Genomic DNA, 24817 nt, shown 5'->3' with positions numbered 1-24817 from the left:
CTTGCTGAATAACGGGATGGGCATACAACAGGGCAGATGCGGGTGCCGGAAAATCGAAACCGCGATTTCGAATTCTGAAAACGGCACTTCTGCTTTGATACCGGGACAAGTTGGGTTCTAGGGTGCAGGAAAACGCAAGGTAACGTAAACGAATGCCATCGGAGAGCGTCAAAAGAAGCGGTCGAAAGGCACGGCACGCACAGCGTGCGGCCAAGCCCGTTTTTGACCCTTGCCCGCCCGGTCAGAAAGGCGGGACATTCAGGCCCTTAAGCATTTCGGAAATCGAGAAAATTTACGACACCGCGCTGCGTCTGCTGGAAGAGCTGGGGATGGGAGACGTGCCGGACAGGCTGGCCATCGACCTCAGGGCAGCTGGAGCTCAGGACCGGGAACAGAACCGGCTGGTTTTTCCCCGTTCAATGGTCGAACAGGCCATCGCCTCGGCCGCGAAGAGCTTCACCTTTCATGGCCGGGATGAAAACCGGTCCATCGAGGTGGGTGGCGACCGCGTGTATTTTGGCACCGGCGGTGCTGCGGTTCAGACACTTGATATGAACAGTGGGCTTTATCGCCCGTCTACCCTGGCGGATCTGCATGATTTCACCCGGCTACAGGATACGCTGGCCAATGTCAGTTGGTTCACCCGGTGCTGCGTGGCGACCGACGTCCCCGATGTGTTCGATCTGGACGTCAACACGGTTTATGCTTTGGTACGGAACACAACCAAACCAATAGCAACGTCTTTCACGTTGGCGGAACATGTCGGCCCGATTGTCGAGATACTGGACATCGTCGCCGGAGGGGTCGGGGAATTCGCCAAACGCCCCTTCCTGAAAGCGCATATAAGTCCGATCATTTCACCGATGCGATACGGCGAGGATGCCGTGGATGTGGTTTATGAATGCATCGCCCATAACATACCGATGTCCTGCATCACGGCCGCGCAAGCGGGCGCAACCGCCCCGGCAACTCTGGCCGGATTTCTGGCGCAGTCACTGGCCGAAACGCTGGCCAGCCTCGTGATGGTCAATGCGATCAAACCCGGCTTTCCGATGGTCTTTTCCAACTGGCCTTTCATCGTGGATCTCAGGACCGGCTCTTTCGCAGGTGGCAGCGGTGAGACCGCAATCCTGAATGCAGCGTCAGCGCAAATCACGAACTGGCTGGGTTTGCCATCGGGTGTGGCCGCTTCGATGGCCGATGCCAAGGCCATCGACGCCCAGCATGGGGCAGAAAAAGGCATCACGTCGCTGGCGGCAGCGCTGGCAGGAGGCAATCTGATCTATGAAAGTTCGGGGATGACGGCATCTCTGCTCGGGGTCAGCTTCGAGGCCTTTGTTCTGGACAACGAAATGCACTCGCACACGTATCGCATCCTGCGCGGGATCGAGGTCACCGAAGCGAACCTTGGCTTTGACGCCATCTGCCATTCGGTTCTGGGCGAGGGGCATTTTCTGGGCAGCGAACAAACCTATGAAGCCATGGAACGAGATTACTTCTATCCGAAACTCGCCGATCGCCAGGAGCCTCGCACGTGGCAAACAGACGGTGCACTGGATGCATGGTCATCCGCACGGCAAGTCGCTCAAAAGGTGTTGAGCACGCATCACCCTGAATACCTCACCTCAGAACAAGACGCCGAAATTCGCCGACGTTTTCGTATCCTGCCCTGAATGACGGCGGGCATTCCCAGCACGTTGCCGAACCGTTAGGGTCACTGGAGAAACTTGCATAGGATAGGGCATCATGGCCGATTCATTTTTTCAACCGGTATCCGCCATGGAACTGGCCCGATTTGCCGGCATTCCCGCATTCATGCGCCTGCCTATTCTGGATCTGGCACACGAACGGATCTCGGAGGTCGAACTGGGCCTCGTGGGTATCCCTTGGGACGGCGGAACCACAAATCGCCCCGGCGCCCGGCATGGTCCGCGGCAACTGAGGGACTATTCCACGATGATCCGGGCGATGAACCCGGTTACGGGAGTGGCACCGTTTGCAATGGTGAACTGCGCAGATCTAGGAGACGTTGCCCCCAATCCCGTCGACATAGAAGACACGCTGGATCGGATCACGCGTTTCTACACGGATCTTCAAGCCCGCAACATCACGCCATTGACGGCCGGAGGGGATCACCTGACCACCCTGCCCGTCCTTCGTGCCCTGGCCGCTTCGGGTCCGGTTGGCCTGATCCAGTTCGACAGTCACACGGACTTGTTCGATACCTATTTTGGAGGTCACAAGTTCACCCACGGCACCCCGTTCCGCCGCGCTGTCGAGGAAGGGTTGGTGGACCCCAAGCGTTTTGTACAAATCGGAATCCGTGGCACGGCCTACAACACTGAAGATATCGAATGGGGCGAGGCGCAGGGCATCCGCATCATTCGCGTCGAAGAGCTGTTCGACCGGGGCATAGACGACGTCATGAACGAAGTGCACGAGATCGTTGGCATGCAGCCGACCTACTGCACCTTTGACATCGACTTTGTTGATCCAACTTACGCCCCCGGTACGGGAACACCTGAAATCGGCGGACCCAACAGCTTTCAGGCCCAGCAGGTCATTCGCAGGATGTCCGGTCTGAACCTTGTCGGCGCCGATCTTGTCGAAGTGTCACCGCCATTCGACCCCGACGGTGGAACGGCGTGGCTTGGCATCTCGCTGATGTTCGAGTTGCTTTGCGTTCTGGCACAGGCGATCGACAAGCGGCGCTAGGCCCGCGCGACGTTCTCGGCGATCATCGAAATCATCTCGAACATCACCGCCGCCGCCGTCAGTGCGGTGATGTTGTTGGGGCTGTCCTTGGTGGGCATCATGCAGACCACATCGCCGCCGACGATGTTCAGTCCGCGCGCCGCGCGCAGGATGCCGACCGCCTCATCGATGTCAAACCCCTTCTCACCCGGCTCCAGATTGGACACGGCCGGCGCGACGGTTGGGTCAAGACAGTCCAGATCGAAGGTGATGTAAACCGGGCGGTCACCCAAAACCTCTTTGGTCTGCGCGACCACATCGGCCAACCCGCGCTGTCGGAACTCTCGCATGGTGACGATGTTGTACCCGTAATCGTACGACGGTTGCAGCCAGTCCAGGCTGCGTGCATGGCCCCGCAGACCGATCTGCATCGACCGGGTTGGATCCACCTGCCCCTGATCGGCCAGATAGGCCCCCCAGTGGGCCGCGGATTTCTTGGCCCCCAGAAAGTGATCAACCTTGGTGAACACATCCGTATGCGCGTCCAGATGCAGAAAGCTGACCGGCTGTCCGCCCGCAAGTTTGCCGCAACCCAGGGCCTGAACAATGCCACCGGTGATGGAATGGTCGCCTCCGACGGAAACGGGGCGCGCTCCGGCCGTGTCTATGGTCTTGTAGAATTCAGTGATGCGTTCGATGCAGTCTTCGTTGTCGTTGGCCTTTGGAAAAGGCACATCACCAACATCGGCGATCCGCGCGCTCTGCCAGGGATCAATTTCAAAGACCGAATGCACCCTGCGTTGTACGGCCGAGACATGCCGCAACGCGCGTGGTCCCAGGTGCTGGTCCCGTTCGGTCGTGCCGTTGCCGGTTGAATGCGGCACGCCCGCCAGCGCGATATCCTGCCCTTCCGGCCCGACATTGGGACATCGGAACAATGTAGGCACGCCCCACCAATACAGGTTGTCCATCATCGACTGTTCATAGGGATCTGTCATGGCTTCCCCGGTTCAAAGAAAAGCGCCCCCGATCGGAACCGGGGGCGTTTGCGTTCAGAGTTTTTCGTCTTCTCGCCGGAACGCGCCCTGTACGATCCGGTCCATGACCATGGCAAGGAACAGGATCGCAAAGCCACCCAGCAGGCCCGGCCCCTTGGCGGCGTATTGCAGCGCCTCAAGGATTTCCTTGCCCAGGCCGCCCCCGCCGATCAGCGAGATGATCACGACCATGGACAGGCACATCAGGATTGTCTGGTTTACACCCGTCATGATCGATGGCAGCGCCAGAGGGATTTCAACATCCTTCAACAATTGCCATTTCGACGCGCCAAAGGCGACCGCAGCCTCCTTGATGCTTTCCGGAACCCCTTGCATGCCCAGCGCCGTCAGGCGGATCACTGGCGGCATGCCAAAGATGATGGTGGCCAGAATTCCCGGCGGGTTGCCGGTGCCGAAAAAGGCGATGATCGGGATAAGGTAGACGAAGGCAGGAAGCGTCTGCATCAGGTCCAGAACCGGTTCCGCCGCGCGATAGGCGCGCTGCGACTTGCCGAACCAGATACCCAGCGGAATGCCGAAAACCACGCACAGCAACACCGCCGCACCGACCAGAGCAACCGTTTCCATCGCCACGTCCCAGTACCCCAGCAACGCGATATAGGCCAGGGAAGATGCGGTGAAGATGGCAACCCTTGGTCCCGCCGCACGCCAGGCCGTCACACAGATGACCAGCATGACCACCGGCCAGGGTGACCCGATCAGTGCAATCGTCAGCGCATCAAGCACCGAGCGCACGCCCGCCACGATCCCGTCGAATACGTCGCCTCCAGCTGCCGCCGCAGCATCAATCCTGGCCTCCATCCAGTTTGCCAGGCTCGAGAACAGCGTGCCGTTGCCCTCGCCAAGAAACATCGCAGACACTTGCTGTTCCGGGAACGCGTCCAACAATGGAAGGGATGCGTTCACGGTGAACTTGTACACGATCAATGGTCCGATTGCTGCGACAAGGATCGCACCCATGACGATATTACGGGTCGAACGCCCACTTTCCGTGCTGTCCGGATCAATGCGCCAGTTCGAATACTGTTTTTCGTAGACGCGGTCGGCGTAGAACCCTTGAACCAACTTGAACACCAGCAACATCAACAACCCGGTAATCAGGATGCCTGCCGCCTCGGACTGGGCGGCGGCGGCCCTTTCCAGGCTTGTGGCCGCGGCTTTCTGTATGTTCTCGGCCAGTTTGGTGAAACGGTCGATATCGGCCTGTTCCGTGGCATCCGCTGCGCGCGCCAACAGTTCGGCCGCGCGTTCCTGCTGACGGGCGGCGCGGTCCGCGAAATCGGCGCCGGGATTACCCCACGCGCCCCTGCCGATCTGAACCCACGCGATGATCTCAAGGATCAGAAAGGTCCAGAACATGCCCCAAATGGCGCGTGACGCAGACCAGAATGGCCCCAGCAACGCGGCCCACTTGTTGAATGTGTTGGGAATCGCGCTGGTCGCATCATGAATCTTGTGGAATGCGTTGACATAGTAGTCACCGTTCGGACCCGCGAACTCTTTGATGGAAAGGTCCAGGGCCTCGCGATCGACCTCGATATCAGAGGCGGCCGTAACTTTCATCTCTGTTGCAGCATCAGTCATTTTTGCCCCCCTGGATACCGCGCAACAGGCGCGGCTTGGTCACGACGCCCACATCAACGCCCGCATCCGTGATGACGACCGGCAGATCAGAATTCACGGCCAGGTCGATCAATTGATCCAGATCCGCGCCCTCGTCCGCTCGGGGCGCACCGTCAAGTGGCCCTGAATAACTGTCCACCGGCTCCATGATGGAATGCGCCTTGACCAGTTTGAGTTTTGAGATGCCCTGAACGAATTCGCGCACATAATCGTCGGACGGGTTCATGACGATGTCTTCGGGTGTTCCGATCTGCACGATGACGCCGTCCTTCATGATCGCAATCCGGTGGCCGATCCGAATGGCTTCGTCCAGATCGTGGGTGATGAACAGCGTGGTCTTCTTCAGCTGCGCCACAAGCGCTTTGAACTGGTCCTGCAATTGCAGACGGATCAGCGGATCGAGGGCCGAGAACGGTTCATCCATCAACAGGATTTCCGGGTCCGAAGCCAGCGCCCGCGCGATCCCCACGCGTTGCTGCATCCCGCCCGAAAGCTCTTTGGGCAGGCGGTCCTCGTAACCTGTCAGATTCACCAGGCTCAGCGCGTGATCCGAGACGGCCCAGCGCTTTGACTTGGAAACCTTTCGGATCTCCAATGGATAGGCCACATTATCACGCACTGAACGATGCGGCATCAGCGCCATGTGCTGAAAGACCATACCGATTTGCTGGGCGCGAATGCGGCGCAACTCGGCTTCCGACAGTTTCGAAACATCGTGACCCAGAATTTCGATCCGACCCGCCGTCGGTTCGATCAATCGATTCACGTGGCGCACCAATGTGGACTTGCCCGAGCCGGACAGCCCCATGATACAGAAAATCTCACCCCTCGGCACTTCGAACGTGGCGCCCTGAACGCCGACAACACAGTTGAACCGCTCCAGAACTTCCGGCTTGCCTATGCCTTCGTTTCTGACCGCTTCCATTGCCTCTTCTGCACGCGAGCCAAAGATCTTCCAAACGTTTTCTAATTTTACGACAGGTTCGTCCATTTATCCCCCACAGGGCGAAGCCCTGCCCGACAGAAAAAGGCCGCCGCGGTTTTGCGCGACGGCCCAAAGAGTGATTGTTTAGTTGGTCAGCCAGCCGATGACGGTGTCTTCATTCGCAGCCACCCATTCCTTGGCGAACTCAGCGGCTTCGATGTTGTCGACGGCCAGCGCCTTGCCCATCGCGCTCAGATCGTCGCCTGTCATCTGATAGTTGCTGAACAGGGCGGCCACTTCGGGATAGCTCTCTTCCAGTTCCTTGGCATAGTGCAGGTGAAGCGTTGCCCCGTTCCAGGCCGAGGACGCCTCGGACTTGGACAACCAATCCGGATCATCCGTGGGCTGAACGATTGTCCAGGTGGCCGGGTCGTGGGGCGGTTCTTCCAGAACCGTCAGATCCTGTGTCACGAAGATATAGTGCGGGCTGTAGCAAAACCCGATCCACGGATCACCCGCCTTTGTCGCGTTCGCCAAATTGGCATAGGCAATGGTTTCCTCGTATTCCGTCAATTCGAAGATCTGGTCATAGCCATAGGACTTGGCCCGGATCTTCTCGACGACGGTCGACGCCCAACCCGGTGCACCGATCCATACCTCGGGTGTTCCGTTGCCATCGGTATCAAAGATCGCAACCTTGTCGGGGTCGCTCAGATCATCGATCGACTTGATGTCATATTGTTCCGCGATGTAGGTCGGCACGCACATGCCCTGCTCGGCCTGAACCGGGTTTTGGTTCATGACGACGGTGCCGTTTTCCTTGACATAGGTATCGTGCAGGTTCTGCTGATTGGGCATCCACACTTCAGGATGGACATGCATCGAACCGCTGTCCATGGCTTCAAACACAATCGGGTTCGTGCCGTTTTGCAATTCCACGTCCAGGCCGAGGTTTTCTTCGATCACGACTTCAAGAATATGTGCCGTGGCGTTCACCGAGGCCCAGTTGGGCACACCGATCACGATATCCGCGGCCATGACCGGCCCGGCAATCGCGAAGGACGCGCTTCCAAGTAGCGTTGCAGTTTTTTTCATCTGATATCTCCGTGTTGGGTAGCTTCCGCGTTTGTTTTTCTCACCCTCTCGGGCCGTGGTGCGCTCTGGTTCAGGTCTTGAAAGGCCGTGCCTTTCGGGTTTTTTGGGGCCAGCAAAATCACAGGCTTACATGGCTCCAAAAGTGAAGCACGTGGATGCGTGGGCCTTCAAGAGATACGTTTTATTACCCCTTGAATGCGGAATTATCGCAACATGGTTTCGACTTTTTGCGATTCAAGGAGGTGCGCCCGACATCTCCAAAGCCGGAAGCACCCTCAGGTATAATGAGCACAAGAATTGCCCGGGCAGAAAGCGCACCAGTCTCAACGCGGTCGGGCAGGTTTCCTTTTCAGTACGCTAAGGCCCCTTTCAGCAAACACTGGTTGCGTCTGGTTCTTTGGTTTGCGCGCGCTCTGTCCGTAAAGGCGGCGTGGAGCCTCCTCTCAGTTTTTGTCCACCCACTTCAACGAGGTCCTTCTGACAAGACCAGGTTCAACACTCTGTGAAAAGTGGCGCTTAATCGAACTTTGAAGCTGGCATTTGCCTACCTACTGGTAGATAGTTCCCATGTCGTAACCATCAAAGAGAACTGACCCCATGGAAATCAATTCGGACTTCTCTGACCGCGTCGTCGTTCACTCAGACCAGCTGGAGTGGCAGGCCTCTCCCATGAAGGGTGTGGATCGCAGGATGTTGGACAGGATCGGAGGCGAGGTCGCCCGGGCCACCACAATCGTGCGTTATGCGCCGGGCAGTCATTTCTCTGCACACACCCATACTGGCGGTGAGGAGTTCATTGTCCTTGACGGTGTGTTTCAGGATGAGCATGGCGACTATCCTGCGGGGACCTATGTCCGCAATCCGCCCACCACGCAACACACGCCGGGGTCGGAACCGGGCTGCACGATATTCGTGAAGCTCTGGCAGTTCGACATGGACGATCGCAACCAGTTTCGCAAAAGCATGGTGGATGAGCTGGGCGCGCCCGCAAATGGTATCGCCACCGCAGTCCTGCATGAGGATGCGCGCGAGGTCGTGACCTACTCCCATCTAGACGCGGGTGCGACGCTGCGCTCGGACGCCCCTGGCGGGATCGAGGTTCTGATCATCGACGGGTCGGTCACCGAAGGCGGGGATGAACTGGTCAAAAACGATTGGCTGCGCCTGCCTGAAGGCCACAGCCTGATGGCCGTTGCGGGGCCGGACGGGGCCAGGATCTGGATGAAGACAGGCCACCTGCCTTTTGCCCAACCGCCGGCGGTGTAACCGATGGGTGACCAAAAACCCCTGGCGCAACACCCCTGGTCGAGCGGGCCCCAAAAGCTGAACCTGCGCTCTTCAAGTGAGGGGTTCTGAACCATGCGCACGGATACGCTCATCATTGGCGGGGGGCTTTCAGGGCTCAGCCTTGCGACACAGCTTGTGGATCAAGGTCAGGAAGTGCTGATCGTCGAGGCGCGCAATCGTCTGGGCGGGCGCATTCTGACCGAGGCTCTGGGCGACGGCCGTTTCGACATGGGTCCGGCCTGGTTCTGGCCCGGCCAACCACGGATTGCCGCGCTGATCGAACGGCTGGGCCTGCACAGGTTTGACCAATTCAGCTCCGGCGCGCTGAGTTTCGAAGATGAACAAGGCCGTGTTGAGCGCGGCCGGGGGTTTTCATCCATGGAAGGGTCTTATCGTCTGATCGGGGGGCTCGCTGCCTTGACGGATGCGCTGTCGGCACTCTTGCCGGATGGGGCAATCCACCTGTCAACGCAGATCACGGCCTTGGCGCGCACCGAAGGTGGGGTTCGGGTCACCACGCAATCTGGGCGGCATATTTGGGCGAGGCATGTTGTGCTTGCCATACCCCCACGTATCGCGGCCGAGTTGATCTTTGAGCCCACCCTGCCCGATGGCACGTTATCAGCCATGCGGGAAATCCCGACATGGATGGCAGGTCAGGCCAAGGCGCTTGCGGTCTATGACACTCCGTTCTGGCGTGACGACGGACTGTCTGGCGATGCCATGAGCCGACGCGGCCCCATGGTGGAAATCCACGACGCGTCACCTGCCAGCGGTGGTCCCTTCGCGCTGTTCGGTTTCATCGGCATCCCTGCGCATGCTCGCCGGGATGAAGGGGTGTTGCGGCAGCAGGTTCTGGCGCAGCTGGGGCGATTGTTCGGGCGCAAGGCGGTCAGCCCCAGCACGCTTTTCCTAAAAGACTGGGCGTTCGACCGCTTCACAGCGACCGATCTGGACCTTCAGCCTTTGTATACCCATCCGCAATACGGCTTGCCGAAGGCCATGACGCGGATCTGGGAAGACAGGATCATTCTCAGCGGCACTGAAACAGCCGCGCAATTTGGGGGATATCTTGAAGGTGCATTGGAAGCAGCAGAGACCACCGCAGCATTGTTGAGCGCATTAAGGATGAACGCGGCATGGAAATAGACACAAAGACCGCTCTGCTCAATTCTGCCGAATTGGCCGTGCGCAGCAAAGGCTTCGACGGGTTCAGCTATGCCGACCTTGCCAATGATGTGGGCATCCGCAAGGCATCGATCCACTATCACTTCCCAACCAAAGCCGCGCTGTCAGCAGCTTTGATGGACCGCTACCATACCGAGCTTACCGGGCGCTGCGCCGAGATCGAGGAAACTTGTGACAAGGCGGGTGCGCGCATGCGCGCACTGATCGCGCTGTATCGCGCGGCTTTGAACGACGGGAAAACCCTGTGCTTGTGTGTCTCGCTGATCATCAGCCGGGAAAGCTTGTCGAACGAGGTCACCGACAAAATCCGCGCGTTCCGGCGCATGATGACCCGGTGGATCGAGAATGTCTTTGCGCTTGGCAAAACGGATCTGTCGATCACGGGGGTTGCGGATCCGAAAGCAGAAGCACGCGCGGCATTGGCCTTGCTGGAAGGCGCTCATCTGACGGCTCGGGCCGAGAGCAGCGTACAAACCTTTGATGACGCCGTGGAAGTGTTAACAGCGCGATGTTTGTGACACGACCCAAACTTGCGCGCCCAGAATGGCCGCGTCGATTGTTGAGGCGCCTGTCCGCCTCAACCCGGTTTTTTTTCGTGCGAGGCCAGCAATTCAACCCGCAAGGCTGAAAACCACACTCCAGCTTGACCCAGGCCGAGTTTCTGGCCGAGCTTTGCGCGCATGCGGTCACGAACCGGACGCCCTCAAACCCATCTTGGACCGTTGGATAGACCGCAGACGCGTCAGGCGAACTTCCGTTTCTGCACTCCGGAATGGCTTCGGCTGCTTCGTCATAAATATTGGCGAACCCTTCCCGGCAACCTTCGGGGCGTCCCGGCGGCACTTTGCCGAGCCGATTGGCCGCCCCCCCTGCCCCAACCCATTTCGGGCGATCATCCTGGTGTGGTCTTTGTAGATGTCGATATTGCCTGCGATACAGCGCAGCAAGCGAATTGGCCGAGGCCGGATGTACTCACCTCCAGATTGCGGCCATCGCAGGTCACAAAAGCCTCTCTATGGTTCTAGAATACTCGGCAGGTACCGGCCAAATGCGACTCGCAAAGCAGGCTCGGCCCAAGCGGGACCAGAACAGGAACCGAACATGGGAATCTTCCGGGAAAACCGTTGGTTCGGAAAATAACAAGAGACGGTCAGCGTGTGGTCGAATTTGCCATTTTATGGCGGGGAGACAGGGATTCGAACCCTGGGGACGCTCTCACGCCCAACGGTTTTCAAGACCGCCGCATTCGACCACTCTGCCACCTCCCCGTCGACAGCAGGGTCTAAGGCGAAGTTCGACCGGAGGCAAGTCGAAATCGGGAAATCTTGCCGAAGCCTGTGCAGCGGTCTTTCCATGACACTTCAGCCACGTTATGATCCGCACGAAAGACCGCAACAGGCTGGCATACAGAACCAGCAGACCGGCAGCGGGGTTCGGAAAACGAAACCCCTTCAGGCAAGGGATAAGCAGATGGAGCGAGCGATCGAGACACGCCCGGGGCCGAAACGGCTGGCGTATCTGGCGTTGACTTTGACGATACTGGCCGGATGTGAAGAGGCTTTATCAACTTCTGAATCGGCTGAGAAACCGGAAGACAATTCGGGGAAGACGGAACTCCTGCCCGAGGTGGCCACCGGCTCTCAGCGTGATGTCGAAGCCCCTGAGGTTTTTCAGACAACCGAAGCAGGGCTTTGGGATGGCCGGCCGTCTCTTGGCGGGATATGGGTTGCGCACCCGGATGCGTCCCAACCTGAACGTGTCGTGATCAGAAACACGTCCAACAACAAATCTGTGACCGGCGCCCTGTTCCGGCGCGAGCGCAACCTGCCAGGACCCGCGCTTCAGGTCTCGTCCGCTGCCGCGAAAGAGTTGGGAATGCTTGCGGGCGCGCCGACAAAAGTCAGCGTCGTCGCACTGCGCCGTGAAAAGATCGAAGAACCGTCGTCGGAGGATGCGCCGGAGGCAGAAGAAACGGCAGCCGAAACCACGGCCGCAGGTGCCGATGAAGCTGCCGCCACTCAAGCGTCCACAGAGCCGGAAAAACCGGCCAAACGGAAGTGGTGGCAGAAAAAGGAAACAGCCGCCGCCGCCGCGGGTACGGCTGCGGTTGCAGCGGGTGCGGCCAGTGCATCGGATGAAACGGCTGAAGACGTCGAGCCCGCAAGCGAAGACGCCGAGACGGCCACTTCTGCGGACGATCAGGCCGAAGCACCTGCCGAAAAACCAGCCAAGCGGAAATGGTGGCAGAAGAAAGCCCCCGCAGCTGCGGCTGCGGGAACTGCCGTGGCCGCGGCAGATACAGCAACTGACAGCGCAGACGTAGCCGCCGAAGCCGCCGAAGCCGTGGCGTCCCCCTCTTTGTCGGATGCACCGGTCACGCCCCCCGCCGAGCAACCTGCCAAGCGGAAATGGTGGCAAAAGAAAGACCCCGCCGCGATCACCGAAACGCCACTGGACCCGATAGAGGGGGCCGCAGCCGCAATTGATGCGTCAGAAGCCACTCCTGTCGCAGCCGCCACAACGTCGGCGACATCTCTGAGCAAACCGTTTGTTCAGATCGGAACCTTCAGCGTAGAGGCGAACGCCAAGTCAGCCGCCCAAAAGGTGCGTCGGAACGGCATGCCCACAGTTGTACGGGAACTGAAAACAGCAAATAGTACTGTCTGGCGCGTGCTGGTTGGCCCCGCCGCAACCCGGGCCGAGCGCAAAGCCTTTCAAAAGGACGTGAAAGACCTTGGCTTCAAAGACGCGTTCACGGTAACCGACTGATTAAGGGAGGCGTAACATGCTATCCTCAATACGAACATCCGTTCTGGCTCTTGGGCTTGCCGTTCTGGCGATACCTGCCCAGGCTTTTGATACATCCGCCCGCGCGGCTTATGTGATCGACCAAACCACCGGTACCGTGCTGCTGTCGAAAGAAGCCGACCAACCATTGCCGCCTGCGTCGATGTCCAAGCTCATGACGCTTTATGTTGCATTCGAAGCATTGCGGGACGGGCGCTTGACGCTGGACGAAACCCTGCCTGTTTCGGAACACGCGATGAGCTATGGCGGCTCGACAATGTTCCTGAACACGCAGGATCGCGTACGTGTCGAAGACCTGCTGCGCGGCATTATCGTTTTGTCGGGCAATGACGCCTGCGTCGTCATCGCCGAAGCGCTCAGCCCGGATGGCACCGAAGCAGGATTTGCGCGATACATGACCCAGCGGGCCAAGCAGATGGGCATGAACAATTCGAACTTCGCAAATTCAAACGGCTGGCCCGCCGCCGGGCATATGATGTCGGTTCATGATCTGGCCGTTCTTGCGGATCGGCTGATCTCGGACTTTCCAGAATACTACCCCCTTTTCGCCGAAGAGGTTTTCGAGTTCGATGGCCGCGCACCCTCGAACGCCCGCAACCGCAACCCGTTGCTGCGGCTGGATATCGGTGCAGATGGCCTGAAAACCGGCCATACGCAAGAAGCGGGCTATGGCCTTGTCGGGTCCGCCAAACAAGGCGACAGGCGGGTGATCTTTGTGCTGACGGGTCTCGACAGCACCGGCCAGCGCGCAGAGGAGGCTGAGGCCGTGGTTAACTGGTCGTTTCGAAATTTTGTCGAGAGGACAGTTGCCACCGCGGAAACGCCGATAGCCGAAGCCAAGCTGTGGATGGGCGAGAAAAAGACCGTGGGGCTTGTTCCCGAAGGTGATCTGAATGTGCTTTTCCCGGTTCTGGGCACCCAGAATGTCGAGGCCGAAGTGGTCTATGAGGGCCCGATCAACGCGCCCGTCGAGAAAGGTCAGCAACTGGCCGAACTGGTGATTAAGCCCGAAGGTTTGCCGGAAATCCGGCGGCCTCTGGTGGCAGCCGAAGATGTTGCGATTGGCGGGTTTGTGGTACGCATGCTGACCGTCGGCGGTATCGTATTGAAAGACGTGATCAACAACCCGCTGGAGTCGATGTGACGAAAGCGGGGTTTTTTCTGACCTTCGAAGGCATTGACGGTTCAGGCAAGTCAACACAGGCGCGGATGCTGGCGGAACATCTGCGAGCGCAGGGTCACGAGGTGGTACTGACGCGCGAGCCCGGCGGCTCTGCGGGGGCCGAGGAAATTCGCAGACTGGTTTTGGAGGGCGCCCCGGATCGCTGGTCGGCCGAGACCGAGATTCTGCTGTTCACCGCGGCCCGCCGCGACCATCTGGAGCGCACCATCGAACCTGCACTGGCAGCAGGGAAGGTGGTGATCTGCGACCGCTTTGCTGACAGCACACGTATGTATCAGGGCCTGTCCCGGGGCGACCTGCGAAATCTGGTGGATCAGTTGCACAGCCTGATGATCGGGCGCGAACCGGACATGACGCTGCTGATCGACATGGACCCTGAAACGGGCCTGGCACGCGCCAAGGGGCGACAAGGCACCGAAGAACGGTTCGAGGACTTTGGCCCGGAATTGCAGAAGAAGATGCGCGCCGGCTTTCTGGCGCTGGCCGATGAGTTCCCGGACAGGTTTCACATCGTGGATGGCAACAGGGACATGGACAGCGTTGCGCAGGATGTGACAGAACTCGTCCAGGCAGCACTGCGGTAGACGATGAACGACGATATCCCTTCTCCGGATCAGGTGCCGGGTGCGCCGCATCCGCGTGAGACCGCGCGGCTTTTTGGTCAGGACGCGGCTGAACAGGCGTTTCTGACCGCCTACAATTCGGACAGGCTGCATCACGGCTGGTTGCTGACCGGACCGCGCGGCGTCGGCAAGGCAACGCTGGCATGGCGGATCGCACGGTTTCTGCTGGCAACGCCACCGGTGGATGATGGAGGGCTGTTTGGCGCACCTCCGCCGCCAGAGACACTTGAGATCGATCCTGAACACCCGGTGTCGCACCGCATTCAGGCCGGGGCAGAACCGGGTTTGGCGGCGATAACAAGGTCGCTGAACGATCAGGGACGGCTGCGCAGTGAGATCGTCGTGGATGACATCCGCAAGCTCGGGAAATTTTTTGGCCTGTCCTCTGCGGACGGCGGCCGCCGCGTCGTGATCGTGGATTCAGCAGACGAAATGAACGTCAGCGCCGCCAACGCGTTGCTGAAAATGCTGGAAGAGCCGCCTGCCCGTACCACCCTTTTGCTGGTATCGCATCAACCCTCACGCCTGTTGCCAACCATCCGTTCACGCTGTCGCACGCTGCGCCTCGGCCCGCTGAACGCGCAAGACATGCAAGCCGCCCTGTCACAAACGGAAACCGAAATTCCCGCGCAGACAGAACACCTTGCCGCGCTTGCCGCAGGTTCAGTCGGAGACGCCGTGCGTTTGATCAATCTGGGTGGTCTGGACATCTATGCCGAACTGATCGCCATTCTGGGCACCCTGCCCCGCATGGATCGCCAGCGCGCGCTGGCCCTGGCCGAAGCGGCAGCACAGCGCGGCGCGGCGGACCGGTTCGAACTTTTGCTTACCCTGATCGACATCGCTCTGTCACGGCTGGCCCTGACCGGGGCAACGGGCACGCCCCCGCTTCCTGAAGCCGCCCCCAACGAGGGTGAAACACTGGCGCGTCTGTCAGCATCGCCAAATCAAGCCCGTCGCTGGGCCGAGGTCGCCGCAACGATCACAACCCGAGCGCGACATGGTCAGGCAGTCAACCTTGACCCTGCCGCTCTGGTCCTAGATACGGTGTTCAAGATACAGGAAACTGCCGGTCAGAACAGATGAGCGACACCCCCCAGATTACCGACAGCCATTGCCATCTGGACTTCCCGGATTTCGAAGGCCAGTTGGACGACATCATCACGCGTGCTGCCCAGGCTGGCGTGACCCGGATGGTGACGATCTGCACCAAACTGCGCAACGAACCGGCCGTCCGTGCGATTGCCGAAGCCCACGCGCCGGTCTTCTATGCCGCCGGCACACATCCGATGAGCGCCGCGGACGAGCCATTGGCCTCGGTCGATGATCTGGTCGCCCTGACACGGCATCCTAAATTCGTCGGTATCGGTGAAACCGGCTTGGACTACCACTATACCGCCGACAGTGCCGAAGTGCAGAAACAGTCACTTCGCATCCATATCGAAGCGGCCCAGCGCACCGGGTTGCCCCTGATCATTCACGCCCGCGCAGCTGATGAAGATATGGCCCGCATTCTGGCTGAAGAATATCGCAACGCACCCTATTCCTGCGTGATGCACTGCTTCTCATCGTCTGCTCAATTGGCCAAGGCCGCGCTGGAGCTGGGGTTTTATCTGTCCATGTCCGGCATCGCAGCCTTTCCCAAAAGTCAGGAGTTGCGCGATATCTTCGCAAACGCCCCGGTGGACAAGATTCTGGTGGAAACTGACGCGCCCTATCTGGCCCCGCCGCCCTATCGCGGCAAACGAAACGAGCCGGCCTATACTGTGCACACGGCCCAAAAGGGGGCCGAAATCTTTGGCATGGACTATGCCGCTTTTGCTGACCAGACACAGGCAAACTTCGACCGGCTGTTCACCAAAGCGGCATCATACAAGGCCGCCGCATGACCGGCTTCCGATTTACAATTCTGGGCTGCGGATCCTCTGGCGGCGTGCCGCGATTGGGCGGTCAATGGGGCGATTGTGACCCTGCGAACCCCAAGAACATCCGACGCCGCTGTTCGATGCTGGTCGAACGCGACGGGCCAGATGGGACAACCTCGGTTCTGATCGACACCACACCAGATATGCGCAGCCAGTTGCTGGATACAGGTACAGGGCGGTTGGACGGGGTCGTCTATACGCACTCTCACGCAGACCATGTGCATGGAATCGATGATTTGCGCATGATCGTGTTCAACATGAAAACCCGCGTTCCCGTTTGGGCGGATGGCGACACCCAGAACGCCTTGTTGGGGCGGTTTGGATACGCGTTCATTCAGCCGGAAGGCTCTCCTTATCCTCCGATACTCGAGCTCAAGTCCATCGACGGTCCATTTGAAATCGACGGCCCCGGCGGCCCGATTCCGTTTCGTCCTTTCAAAGTGAATCACGGTTCGATCGATTCCCTTGGATTCCGCATTGGGCAACTCGCCTATCTTCCGGATGTCGCCGAGATCTACGACGATGCCTGGCCCGAAATGAAAGGGCTGGACTGCCTTGTCATCGATGCCCTGCGCCGTTCACCTCATCCAACGCATGCCCATCTGGAAAAGACGCTTGGATGGATCGAAGAACTACAACCGAAGCGCGCGGTTCTGACCAACATGCATATCGATCTCGACTATGCGACCGTCGATGCGGAAACCCCCGACCACATCACCCCCGCCTTCGACGGGATGGTGATCCATCAGTCGCAGTAGGCCGCTGCCCGCCGCCCGCATGATATCGCAGCAGGCCCGTCGCACGGGGGCCACATGCTGCAAAGCCTGATCGGCGTCATTCTTCCGGTTTTCCTTGTAATCGGGGCCGGGTATACGGCAACACGCACAGGGTACTTCAAAGAAGCGCATGTCGATGGGCTGATGAAGTTCACCCAAGGCTTTGCGATTCCCTGCCTTTTGTTCCTGGCCATCGCGCATCTGGACCTCAGCGCCAGTTTCGACCCCCGGCTTTTGGCCAGTTTCTATTCCGCTGCCGCCCTGTGTTTCACAGCAGGCCTGTTCGGCGCACGCATCATTTTCGGGCGCGATTGGGAAGATTGCGTTGCCATCGGGTTTTGTTGCCTGTTCTCAAACTCTGTCCTGTTGGGTTTGCCGATAACCGAACGCGCATATGGGCCCGAGAACCTGACCGGCAACTACGCGATCATCGCCTTCCATTCTCCGTTTTGTTACGGCGTCGGGATCACGGTGATGGAGGTCGTGCGAAATCGCGGTCATGGTGGCGTGCGCATGGCACGGTCTGTTTTGTCCGCAATGTTCAAGAACGCGCTGATCCTTGGTATCGCCCTTGGGTTTCTGGTCAACCTGTCCGGCCTGGCGATCCCTGCCGTGGTCGACGAAGCGCTGGGGTTGATCACCCGTGCTGCCCTGCCCGGGGCGTTGTTTGCCTTGGGCGGTGTGCTGGTCAAATACAAGCCCGAGGGCGACCTGCGCACCATTGCTTATGTTTGCTGTATCTCTTTGATGCTGCATCCCAGCCTGGTGTGGGTGTTCGGCAAATCCACGGGCCTGCCGCAGGATCTGTTTCGGTCGGGGGTTTTGAATGCCGCCATGGCTCCGGGTTTCAACGCCTATGTTTTCGCCAATATGTATGGTCGCGCAAAACGGGTCGCAGCGTCGGCCGTGCTTATCGGAACAGCCTCGTCCATTCTGACCGTCTGGCTATGGCTGACACTTCTGGGCTAACTGTGGTGTTGACTTCAGGTCGACGTGAAACACCTATCGCGCAACGCAGCAGGAGATCCGAATGTCACATGCAATTATCGTCGCTCATGGCCAACCGTCTGACCCGGAACCGGCGGAAGCTGCACTTGCTGCATTCGCAGCCAAGGTCAACGCGCTGACCCAGCATGTGGCGGTGCATTCGGCCACTCTGGCCGCGCCGGGCGCGTTGGAGGCGAAGCTGGACCGCGCGCCCGAAAATTCGGTCATCTATCCACTTTTCATGGCAAAGGGGTGGTTTGTCACCAGCGCGTTACCCAAACGGCTTGGGCACCATCCGGCAAAGATTTTGGACCCGCTTGGAATTGACCCGGACCTGCCGGCCCTGACCGCAGAGGCCCTGCAATGGGAATTGTCCGACAAACACTGGGCCGCTCGGTCCACCGATCTGGTCATTGCCGCGCATGGTTCCGGGCGCAGCCGGAACCCGTCGTCCGTGGCGTTGCAGTTTGCGAAACAGCTTGCGGGATTGGTGGCTTTCAAATCTGTTCGCGTCGGTTTCGTCGAAGAGCCACCTTCCATTTCTGACGCCGCCAACGGCACCGAAGATCAGGCGCTGTGCCTTCCGTTCTTTGCCTGTGCCGGAGGGCACGTGCAGGAAGACGTCCCGCAAGAGTTGGATCGCGCGGGGTTTTCAGGCGTGGTCCTGCCGGTGGTGGGAGAGTTGCCTCCGATCCGGCAACAGATAGCCAAGAAGATAAATGAGGCATTCGATTCAGCCTGAAGCCCCGATACGTTGCCCATCGTGTTTCCCGGGCGAATTCAGGTTTGCGCCTTGCTCAACGCTGAATACATGCGATGGCATGACCGGCCGTCACGTTTGGCCTGATAAAGGGCCAAATCTGCTGCGTGAAGAATGTCGGCGGCGTTGGGGCAGTCGAACTGCGTGGACAAAGCGGTGCCAATACTGGCCGAGATCGTACAGCTTTGATTCTGAAACGTCATCGGTTCATTCAACTTTGATATCAGACGCCCCGCAATGCAGGCCAGAGTATCTTCCCGAGTCAGATCTTTGAAAACAATAACGAATTCATCCCCGCCGACGCGGGCCACCGTGTCGTTGCTTCGTGTTTCCTCCTGCATGATGCGGGCGGCCTGCTGCAAGACGAAATCACCAGCCGCATGACCCAGCTTGTCATTCACGGCTTTGAAAAAATCCAGATCCAGATGCATGAGCGCGAAGGTGGAATTTCCCGAGATCAAATGCTCGAGCAAGTGATCCATTGCCCTGCGGTTCTTCAGTCCGGTCAACGTGTCGGTATAGGCCTGCTCTTCGGCTGCAAGCATCGCACCCTGTAGCCGAAGGTTGAGAGAGCGGGATGCCTCCATCGCGGCGGATTTGGCTTCGACCAGATACAATAGCTCGATCGCCAGATCCGTGCCCGAGAAATCAGCACTAGTCAGCGCATAGTCCCGTACCGCATCCAAAATCGAGATACCAAATGACAGATTGATGACCGCACCACCTGAATGCGGCAAAGGAGCAACCAGGCCTTTGAGGGTTGTACGGGGTTCATCATGGAACCTAAGATGCAGCTTCGCCCCCGCCATTGACATCAGGGCGGGAACGGTTGTGATCGTTCTGGGGCGGATCAGTTCAAATACATCCAGAAAACCCTGCCCCACCAGCGGCAATTCTGGTCGCAACTTTTGCAGGGTCGGACCTGCTTGTTGAATATGCCCGTTTTGGTCCACCAACAGGAACATCGGGCAAAGCGTTTCCAGCAGACCAGCCAGTTCTTGGGTATCTGTCATCCGTTCCGAGCCCCCAGATCAAAATGCCGCCCCTCAGCAAATGCGCTTTCAACCAACATGATGGAAATGACGTCACTCCCTTGCTGCTGCCCCTCGTGTGACAGCATCACCAGCGCACCATAGTCATCCGCCATTGCACGCAGGACCCCAACCATGACATTGGAGTACCCGGGCAGGCCCGGGGAACAACTCAGTTGAAATTCCGTGGCTGACAGCTCTCTCAGTTCCAAGGTCGGCAGGGTCAAATCAGACACCGCCAGCCGTACGCGGTCCGCCAGATCGTCGAGCGAATGAAGAAACTCGACATAGCTGACGCCGCCAAACCTGAGAAGGCGGCGCAGCCCTTCCATATTCGGGTGAGACACGAGATACGTTCCCAAGTCCTCAAAGACTTCGGCTTGCGGCCGATCGAGGTCGGCACTCAGCGCCTCCATTACCTTGGACGTCATGTCATCGTCATAGACGAGCATGGCTTCAAACTCGACAAACCCCAGCCGCGCGGCGTCGGTCACGCGCAACCAGCAGGATCGCCCGTAGGTCGCACAGACAAAGGACTGTATCGCCCGATTGATCAGACCATGCATCAGATGCCCCAGATTTGTGTCCTGTGCACTGTGGCCGGAAAAACCTTAACAAATAGCCAAAATCCACCCTGAGTTGTAGCGAATTCAACCGAGTATCAACTCGATACCACCCGTCCGGTCAGAAATCCGTGGGCGCGCCGCCTTCCGCTTTGCGGCGTTCGACAAAAGCGGCCAGTTCCTCGCGAATACCTTCATCCATCGGGGGGGCTTCAAAGCTTGAGATGATCTCCTTGAACATGTGATGCGCGCGTTCTGCGGTCCAGATACCGCCGGCGACCTCCCATCCTTCATAGTTTTTCCAGTCACTCAGGAAGGGTTGATAGAACGCCGTGGTATAGCGATCCTGCGTATGCTGAATGCCGAAGAAATGGCCGTCATTTCCGACTGCCCTGATCGCATCCAGGGCAATCTCGTCCGGCCCTGTGGCGGTCAACTCGGGGTCCATATAGCGTTGAATTTGCTGTAGGATTTCGCAGTCCATGATGAACTTTTCCGGGCTGGCGATCAGTCCGCCCTCAAGCCAACCGGCTGCGTGGTAAACCATATTGGTGCCCGATTGCACGGCTGCCCAAAGCGAGTTCGAAGTCTCCCACACCGACTGGCCGTCCGGCACATTTGCCGCACAAACACCCGAAGACCGCATGGGCAAACCATAGAACCGCGCCATCTGGCCGGTCATCTGGGTCGAACGCATGTATTCCGGTGTTCCAAAGGCCGGCGCGCCGGACTTCATGTCCACATTCGACGTGAAGGTACCGATCACACAAGGGATACCCGGGCGCACATATTGGAACAGCGCAATGGCGCACAGCGCTTCGGCCAGGGACTGCGCCACTGCGCCTGCCATGGTTACGGGTGCCATGGCCCCGGCAAGCGTAAAGGGTGTGACTACAATCGCTTGTCCCCGCCGTGCCAGGCGCAAGCATCCGTCTATCATCGGGTGATCGTGTTTCAGCGGCGAGGTTGAGTTGATATTGGTGTACATGCGCGGCGCGGCTTCGAACTCTTCGTGGCTCAAACCGCCTGCAATGCGCACCATTTCCATGACATCTTCGACACGTTCCTTGCCCAGCGAATAGGCGTGCATCGCCTTGTCGGTCAGGGTCAGCTTGTCGTACAGCACGTCCAGATGGCGGACGCTGGCGTGGATATCGACCGGCTCGACCGGGTATCCGCCGGCGAAATGGATGCAGTTGAAGTATTGCGTCAGCTTCAGAAGATTCCGGCACATCTCGCGATTGCCCGGCACTTTTTTCCCGATCTCCATGTCCCAGTAGTTCGGCGGGGAAGAAACGTTGCCGAACAGGATGTTCTTCCCCCCGATTTCGATCTTGCGATCCAGATTGCGAGGGGTGATCGAAAACCGGCTGGGAGCCTTGGCGATCATCTCCATGACAAAGTCCCGCCCCATGCGGACATTCTCGCCGTCGATGGTACAACCGGCTTCGCGCAGGATGCCTATTGCCTCTTCGTTGTAAAACTCGATCCCGATCTCTTCGAGGATCCGCATCGCCCCTTCATGGATCGCTTCGATGCCGGCCTGATCCAGAGGTTCCGTAGGTCGATCGATATTGACCGGCGGATCCCAGGGCATCTGGTCAATCGCTGCACTGCCTCTGCGCGCAGCCGCCCCTGCACGCCCTCCTCCGCGGCGCTTGCGTGTTTTGGTCTCGGCCATCGGTGCCTCCTGTTCTTGCTTTCGTCAAGCAAGCCCCGAAGAGACGCCTATGGCCGCTCCGTCTGCGACAGAATTTGTCGGTTTTTCATTCCATTCCGTCGAAACCCGGGTTTGACAATCAACTTTTGGTCAACCATTCGGGAATATGTCCGATATCCGGCAAAATCACATCCGCCATCGGAGCCAATGCATCGGCCTCGGCCAAACCGGTCAAAACACCGATCGTGGTCATCCCAGCAGCGCGCCCGGCCTGCAAATCATGAAGGCTGTCACCCACCATCGCGATACGAGATGGCTCGACCCCGATATGGGCGGCAAAGGCCAGCAACTGGCCCGGTCCCGGCTTGAACCCGTGACCGCTGTCATACCCGGCGACGAAATCGAAATGCCCCCTTATCCCGACAGATTCGAGATGCTGCAAAGCGGGATGCTCACTGTCATTCGTCGCAACGCCCAGCTTTATTCCGGCATTTTGCAGACCTTCCAGGAAAGGAACCAATGGCACCGCGGGCACCTGCGGGGCCGAGGCGGCCTCGGAGTTCATCAAATCGATGATCTCCTGCAAGATCACGCCATCGACATGGGCAATCAGAACCTCTGCGATTTCCTCGACCGTGGCGGCGATTACAATGCTGTCTTCGGTATACTTCCCTTGCTCGAAATCATATCCGATGACACGGCCAAGCTCGGTCGCGCGATCTTCGTCCCCGTTGGACAGGCGCAACAGCATGGAGCGTCCGAACCCTCCCCACGTATTTGCAAAGTCAAACAGCGTGCCATCTTTGTCAAAGATGATCGCATCTATCGGCATCCGGTGCTCCTGCGGAAAAATAGGGTTATGTCCAGTGTACCTCAGCGCCGCCGGACAATACCGCCCTTGCCTGAGCGGGAAGATCATAGGCGAGTGAATTGGCGTCACAAAACGCCATGACCCACGAATCGTCAAGCACCAGAAAATCAAGAACCGACGCCAGAAACTCGGGATCGCCTGCCCGATCGCGCACATCCTCGATCGATGCCCCCGTGGAGCCCAGAAAAACAGGCAAAAGCTCGTCATTGCCGACCAGCCAGGCCAGGGCCGTCAGTGCAAGAGTTTCGGCGGAATCAGAGGATATCGGCATAAACTTGGGACAGATTCGGTCTTGGAAAGGGTTTGTTAACCAGAGTCATAAACACTTTGTTCACGCATGCAATCAACGGTGAACAACTATGTCTGTGCAGGGAACCATCCTTGTCCTCGACGGGGTATCGACCAATCGCATCATGCTGAAGGTACAGCTGACGGCGGCCTGGTATCACGTGGTGCAGGGTGAAAAGCTTGAAGGTTTGCCCGCACTGGTGCGGCGTACGCAACCGGATCTGGTTCTGACGGCCCAGACGTTGCCGGATGGAACCGCTGCGGATGTGAAGAAGGCGATCGTGAAGGAACCCGGCCTTGACGACGTTCCGGTCGTGGCGATTGCCGCGCAAAATGACCGGGACGCTCGGCTGCGGGCGTTGAAGGACGGGCTGGATGATGTGTTGACGCACCCGTTCAAAGACACCTTATTGTTGGCGCGCATTCGCAGCCTTTTGCGTGCCCGTGCGGTCACTCAGGATTTGCAGGTCAGCAACGGATCGCAACCGATCGGCTTCGCAGAGCCGGCCCCGACGATCATCAGACCCTCCAAAGCGGCGCGGGTTGACATTCTGACCCACACGGCCCGAACCGGTGCCCTTTGGCAAAAGGCCCTGAATGATCAACGTCAATTTGATCTGAACTGGCATCTTCAGTCAAACCTGCGTGGTGTATTGTCCGGGTCTGTTCCTGATGCGATCGTGGTTGAGCTGGGGTCGAACCCGGCCGGCCTGAATATCCTTGCCGACCTGAGATCACGCGGCGTGACCCGGCACACAGTTTTGATCGGGGTGCTGAAAGACGAAGACGCCGGACAGGCTTCGGAAGCTCTGGACCGAGGGGCCGATGCCGTCTGTCTCGGCGGGTTCTGCGCGCAGGAGATCCTGCTGCGGCTTGAAAACCAGATTGCCCGCAAGACGCGGCTGGATCAGATGCGGGTCTCTCTCAAAAGGGGCATCGCGGAATCTTGGATCGACCCGTTGACCGGGCTGCACAATCGCCGCTACGCCATGCGCGCGCTGGATCAGATCGCGCGCCAATCCGCCAGAACGGGGCGCAGTTTTGCCATCATGCTGGCCGATCTGGATCACTTCAAGGCAATCAATGATGGCCATGGCCATGCAAGCGGCGATTACGTTTTGACGCAAGCGGCGGAACGAATGCAAAATGCCTTGGGGTCCCGTGGCTTTGTCGCTCGCATCGGCGGTGAAGAGTTCATGATCGGGGTGCCGGATGTGTCGCCCAAACAGGCGTTGAACCTGGCCGAAACCGTTTGTGACAGCATTTGTCAGTCCCCGTTCCTGTTACCGGACCATGGGGCACAGGTTGATGTGACGGTCAGTATCGGGTTGAAACTGTCTCAGGCCGGTTTTACCCGGCAAGACTGTGCGGCCGAAAGCGTGGAAAACCTGATCAAGTCCGCGGATAAAGCGCTTTATGCTGCGAAGAAAGCAGGGCGCAATCAGGTGAGTATCAGGCAAAGTGCCGCCTGA

23 protein-coding genes and 1 tRNA gene are annotated in these 24817 nt (G+C 58.8%); 14 read left to right on the top strand and 10 right to left on the bottom strand.

Going from position 1 to position 24817, the window contains the following annotated elements:
- The first annotated feature begins 152 nt into the window (after positions 1–152).
- A complete protein-coding gene (locus AC2FFD_RS03375) occupies positions 153–1673 on the top strand; it encodes a trimethylamine methyltransferase family protein (RefSeq protein ID WP_496871939.1) in 1521 nt (506 codons plus the stop codon).
- Positions 1674–1746: 73 nt separating this feature from the next.
- The gene (locus tag AC2FFD_RS03370; RefSeq protein ID WP_496871937.1) at positions 1747–2715 is read left to right on the top strand and encodes an agmatinase; all 969 of its coding nucleotides are present in this window, start codon (positions 1747–1749) and stop codon (positions 2713–2715) included.
- On the opposite strand, the gene AC2FFD_RS03365 is transcribed toward AC2FFD_RS03370, so the two are convergent.
- The 4 genes from AC2FFD_RS03365 to AC2FFD_RS03350 all read right to left on the bottom strand — a co-directional run bounded on the left by AC2FFD_RS03365 (position 2712) and on the right by AC2FFD_RS03350 (position 7395).
- Complete coding sequence (locus tag AC2FFD_RS03365; RefSeq protein ID WP_496871936.1) at positions 2712–3692, bottom strand: arginase family protein; 981 nt, start codon at positions 3690–3692, stop codon at positions 2712–2714. The genes AC2FFD_RS03370 and AC2FFD_RS03365 overlap by 4 nt on opposite strands.
- Before the next feature lie 54 nt (positions 3693–3746).
- On the bottom strand, positions 3747–5336 hold the full coding sequence (locus tag AC2FFD_RS03360) for an ABC transporter permease (RefSeq protein ID WP_170343820.1): 1590 nt from the start codon (positions 5334–5336) through the stop codon (positions 3747–3749).
- Entirely contained in the window at positions 5329–6366 is a 1038-nt protein-coding gene (locus AC2FFD_RS03355; protein ID WP_170343819.1) for a quaternary amine ABC transporter ATP-binding protein, read from the bottom strand. The genes AC2FFD_RS03360 and AC2FFD_RS03355 overlap by 8 nt, the downstream gene beginning before the upstream one ends.
- A 78-nt stretch (positions 6367–6444) precedes the next feature.
- Positions 6445–7395, bottom strand: a complete 951-nt coding sequence (locus AC2FFD_RS03350; protein WP_257599011.1) for an ABC transporter substrate-binding protein — start codon at positions 7393–7395, stop codon at positions 6445–6447.
- A gap of 597 nt (positions 7396–7992) precedes the next feature.
- Between AC2FFD_RS03350 and AC2FFD_RS03345 the strand changes: the two genes are divergently transcribed.
- The 3 genes from AC2FFD_RS03345 (at position 7993) to AC2FFD_RS03335 (ending at position 10388) form a co-directional block, all read left to right on the top strand.
- Positions 7993–8661 carry a cupin domain-containing protein gene (locus AC2FFD_RS03345; protein WP_496871934.1) on the top strand — a complete coding sequence of 223 codons (669 nt, stop codon included), beginning with the start codon at positions 7993–7995 and terminating at the stop codon, positions 8659–8661.
- 93 nt (positions 8662–8754) lie between these two features.
- Complete coding sequence (locus AC2FFD_RS03340) at positions 8755–9831, top strand: flavin monoamine oxidase family protein (RefSeq protein ID WP_496871932.1); 1077 nt, start codon at positions 8755–8757, stop codon at positions 9829–9831.
- Positions 9822–10388 carry a TetR/AcrR family transcriptional regulator gene (locus tag AC2FFD_RS03335; protein ID WP_496871931.1) on the top strand — a complete coding sequence of 189 codons (567 nt, stop codon included), beginning with the start codon at positions 9822–9824 and terminating at the stop codon, positions 10386–10388. Before AC2FFD_RS03340 ends, AC2FFD_RS03335 begins: the two co-directional genes overlap by 10 nt.
- Before the next feature lie 660 nt (positions 10389–11048).
- Here AC2FFD_RS03335 and AC2FFD_RS03330 read toward each other — a convergent pair.
- Positions 11049–11138, bottom strand: a tRNA-Ser gene (locus AC2FFD_RS03330).
- A gap of 202 nt (positions 11139–11340) precedes the next feature.
- On the opposite strand from AC2FFD_RS03330, the gene AC2FFD_RS03325 reads away from it, so the two are divergent.
- The 8 genes from AC2FFD_RS03325 to AC2FFD_RS03290 all read left to right on the top strand — a co-directional run bounded on the left by AC2FFD_RS03325 (position 11341) and on the right by AC2FFD_RS03290 (position 18914).
- Positions 11341–12639 carry an SPOR domain-containing protein gene (locus AC2FFD_RS03325; protein WP_496871930.1) on the top strand — a complete coding sequence of 433 codons (1299 nt, stop codon included), beginning with the start codon at positions 11341–11343 and terminating at the stop codon, positions 12637–12639.
- A gap of 16 nt (positions 12640–12655) precedes the next feature.
- Positions 12656–13822, top strand: a complete 1167-nt coding sequence (locus AC2FFD_RS03320; RefSeq protein ID WP_496871929.1) for a D-alanyl-D-alanine carboxypeptidase family protein — start codon at positions 12656–12658, stop codon at positions 13820–13822.
- Positions 13819–14445, top strand: a complete 627-nt coding sequence (gene tmk, locus AC2FFD_RS03315; protein WP_496871928.1) for a dTMP kinase — start codon at positions 13819–13821, stop codon at positions 14443–14445. The genes AC2FFD_RS03320 and tmk overlap by 4 nt, the downstream gene beginning before the upstream one ends.
- A gap of 3 nt (positions 14446–14448) precedes the next feature.
- Positions 14449–15570 carry a DNA polymerase III subunit delta' gene (locus AC2FFD_RS03310; protein ID WP_496871926.1) on the top strand — a complete coding sequence of 374 codons (1122 nt, stop codon included), beginning with the start codon at positions 14449–14451 and terminating at the stop codon, positions 15568–15570.
- Complete coding sequence (locus AC2FFD_RS03305; RefSeq protein ID WP_496871924.1) at positions 15567–16373, top strand: TatD family hydrolase; 807 nt, start codon at positions 15567–15569, stop codon at positions 16371–16373. Before AC2FFD_RS03310 ends, AC2FFD_RS03305 begins: the two co-directional genes overlap by 4 nt.
- The gene (locus AC2FFD_RS03300; RefSeq protein ID WP_171115079.1) at positions 16370–17167 is read left to right on the top strand and encodes an MBL fold metallo-hydrolase; all 798 of its coding nucleotides are present in this window, start codon (positions 16370–16372) and stop codon (positions 17165–17167) included. Before AC2FFD_RS03305 ends, AC2FFD_RS03300 begins: the two co-directional genes overlap by 4 nt.
- Positions 17168–17221: 54 nt before the next feature.
- Positions 17222–18154: an AEC family transporter gene (locus AC2FFD_RS03295; RefSeq protein ID WP_496871922.1), complete on the top strand. Its 933-nt coding sequence runs from the start codon at positions 17222–17224 to the stop codon at positions 18152–18154.
- Between the two features lie 61 nt (positions 18155–18215).
- Complete coding sequence (locus tag AC2FFD_RS03290; protein WP_496871921.1) at positions 18216–18914, top strand: CbiX/SirB N-terminal domain-containing protein; 699 nt, start codon at positions 18216–18218, stop codon at positions 18912–18914.
- 38 nt (positions 18915–18952) lie between these two features.
- On the opposite strand, the gene AC2FFD_RS03285 is transcribed toward AC2FFD_RS03290, so the two are convergent.
- The 5 genes from AC2FFD_RS03285 to AC2FFD_RS03265 all read right to left on the bottom strand — a co-directional run bounded on the left by AC2FFD_RS03285 (position 18953) and on the right by AC2FFD_RS03265 (position 23328).
- Positions 18953–19945: a diguanylate cyclase domain-containing protein gene (locus tag AC2FFD_RS03285; protein ID WP_425078546.1), complete on the bottom strand. Its 993-nt coding sequence runs from the start codon at positions 19943–19945 to the stop codon at positions 18953–18955.
- Positions 19942–20529 carry a heme NO-binding domain-containing protein gene (locus AC2FFD_RS03280; protein ID WP_171615892.1) on the bottom strand — a complete coding sequence of 196 codons (588 nt, stop codon included), beginning with the start codon at positions 20527–20529 and terminating at the stop codon, positions 19942–19944. The genes AC2FFD_RS03285 and AC2FFD_RS03280 overlap by 4 nt, the downstream gene beginning before the upstream one ends.
- Positions 20530–20647: 118 nt before the next feature.
- The gene (locus AC2FFD_RS03275) at positions 20648–22207 is read right to left on the bottom strand and encodes a trimethylamine methyltransferase family protein (protein WP_496871919.1); all 1560 of its coding nucleotides are present in this window, start codon (positions 22205–22207) and stop codon (positions 20648–20650) included.
- A gap of 118 nt (positions 22208–22325) precedes the next feature.
- Positions 22326–23018: an HAD family hydrolase gene (locus tag AC2FFD_RS03270; protein ID WP_496871918.1), complete on the bottom strand. Its 693-nt coding sequence runs from the start codon at positions 23016–23018 to the stop codon at positions 22326–22328.
- A gap of 25 nt (positions 23019–23043) precedes the next feature.
- Entirely contained in the window at positions 23044–23328 is a 285-nt protein-coding gene (locus AC2FFD_RS03265; protein WP_170343802.1) for a DUF3572 domain-containing protein, read from the bottom strand.
- 88 nt (positions 23329–23416) lie between these two features.
- Between AC2FFD_RS03265 and AC2FFD_RS03260 the strand changes: the two genes are divergently transcribed.
- Positions 23417–24817 carry a diguanylate cyclase gene (locus AC2FFD_RS03260; RefSeq protein WP_496871915.1) on the top strand — a complete coding sequence of 467 codons (1401 nt, stop codon included), beginning with the start codon at positions 23417–23419 and terminating at the stop codon, positions 24815–24817.

It is taken from the genome of Ruegeria sp. YTSC002 (assembly GCF_059609845.1).
This window is presented reverse-complemented; position numbering and strand designations above follow the sequence as displayed.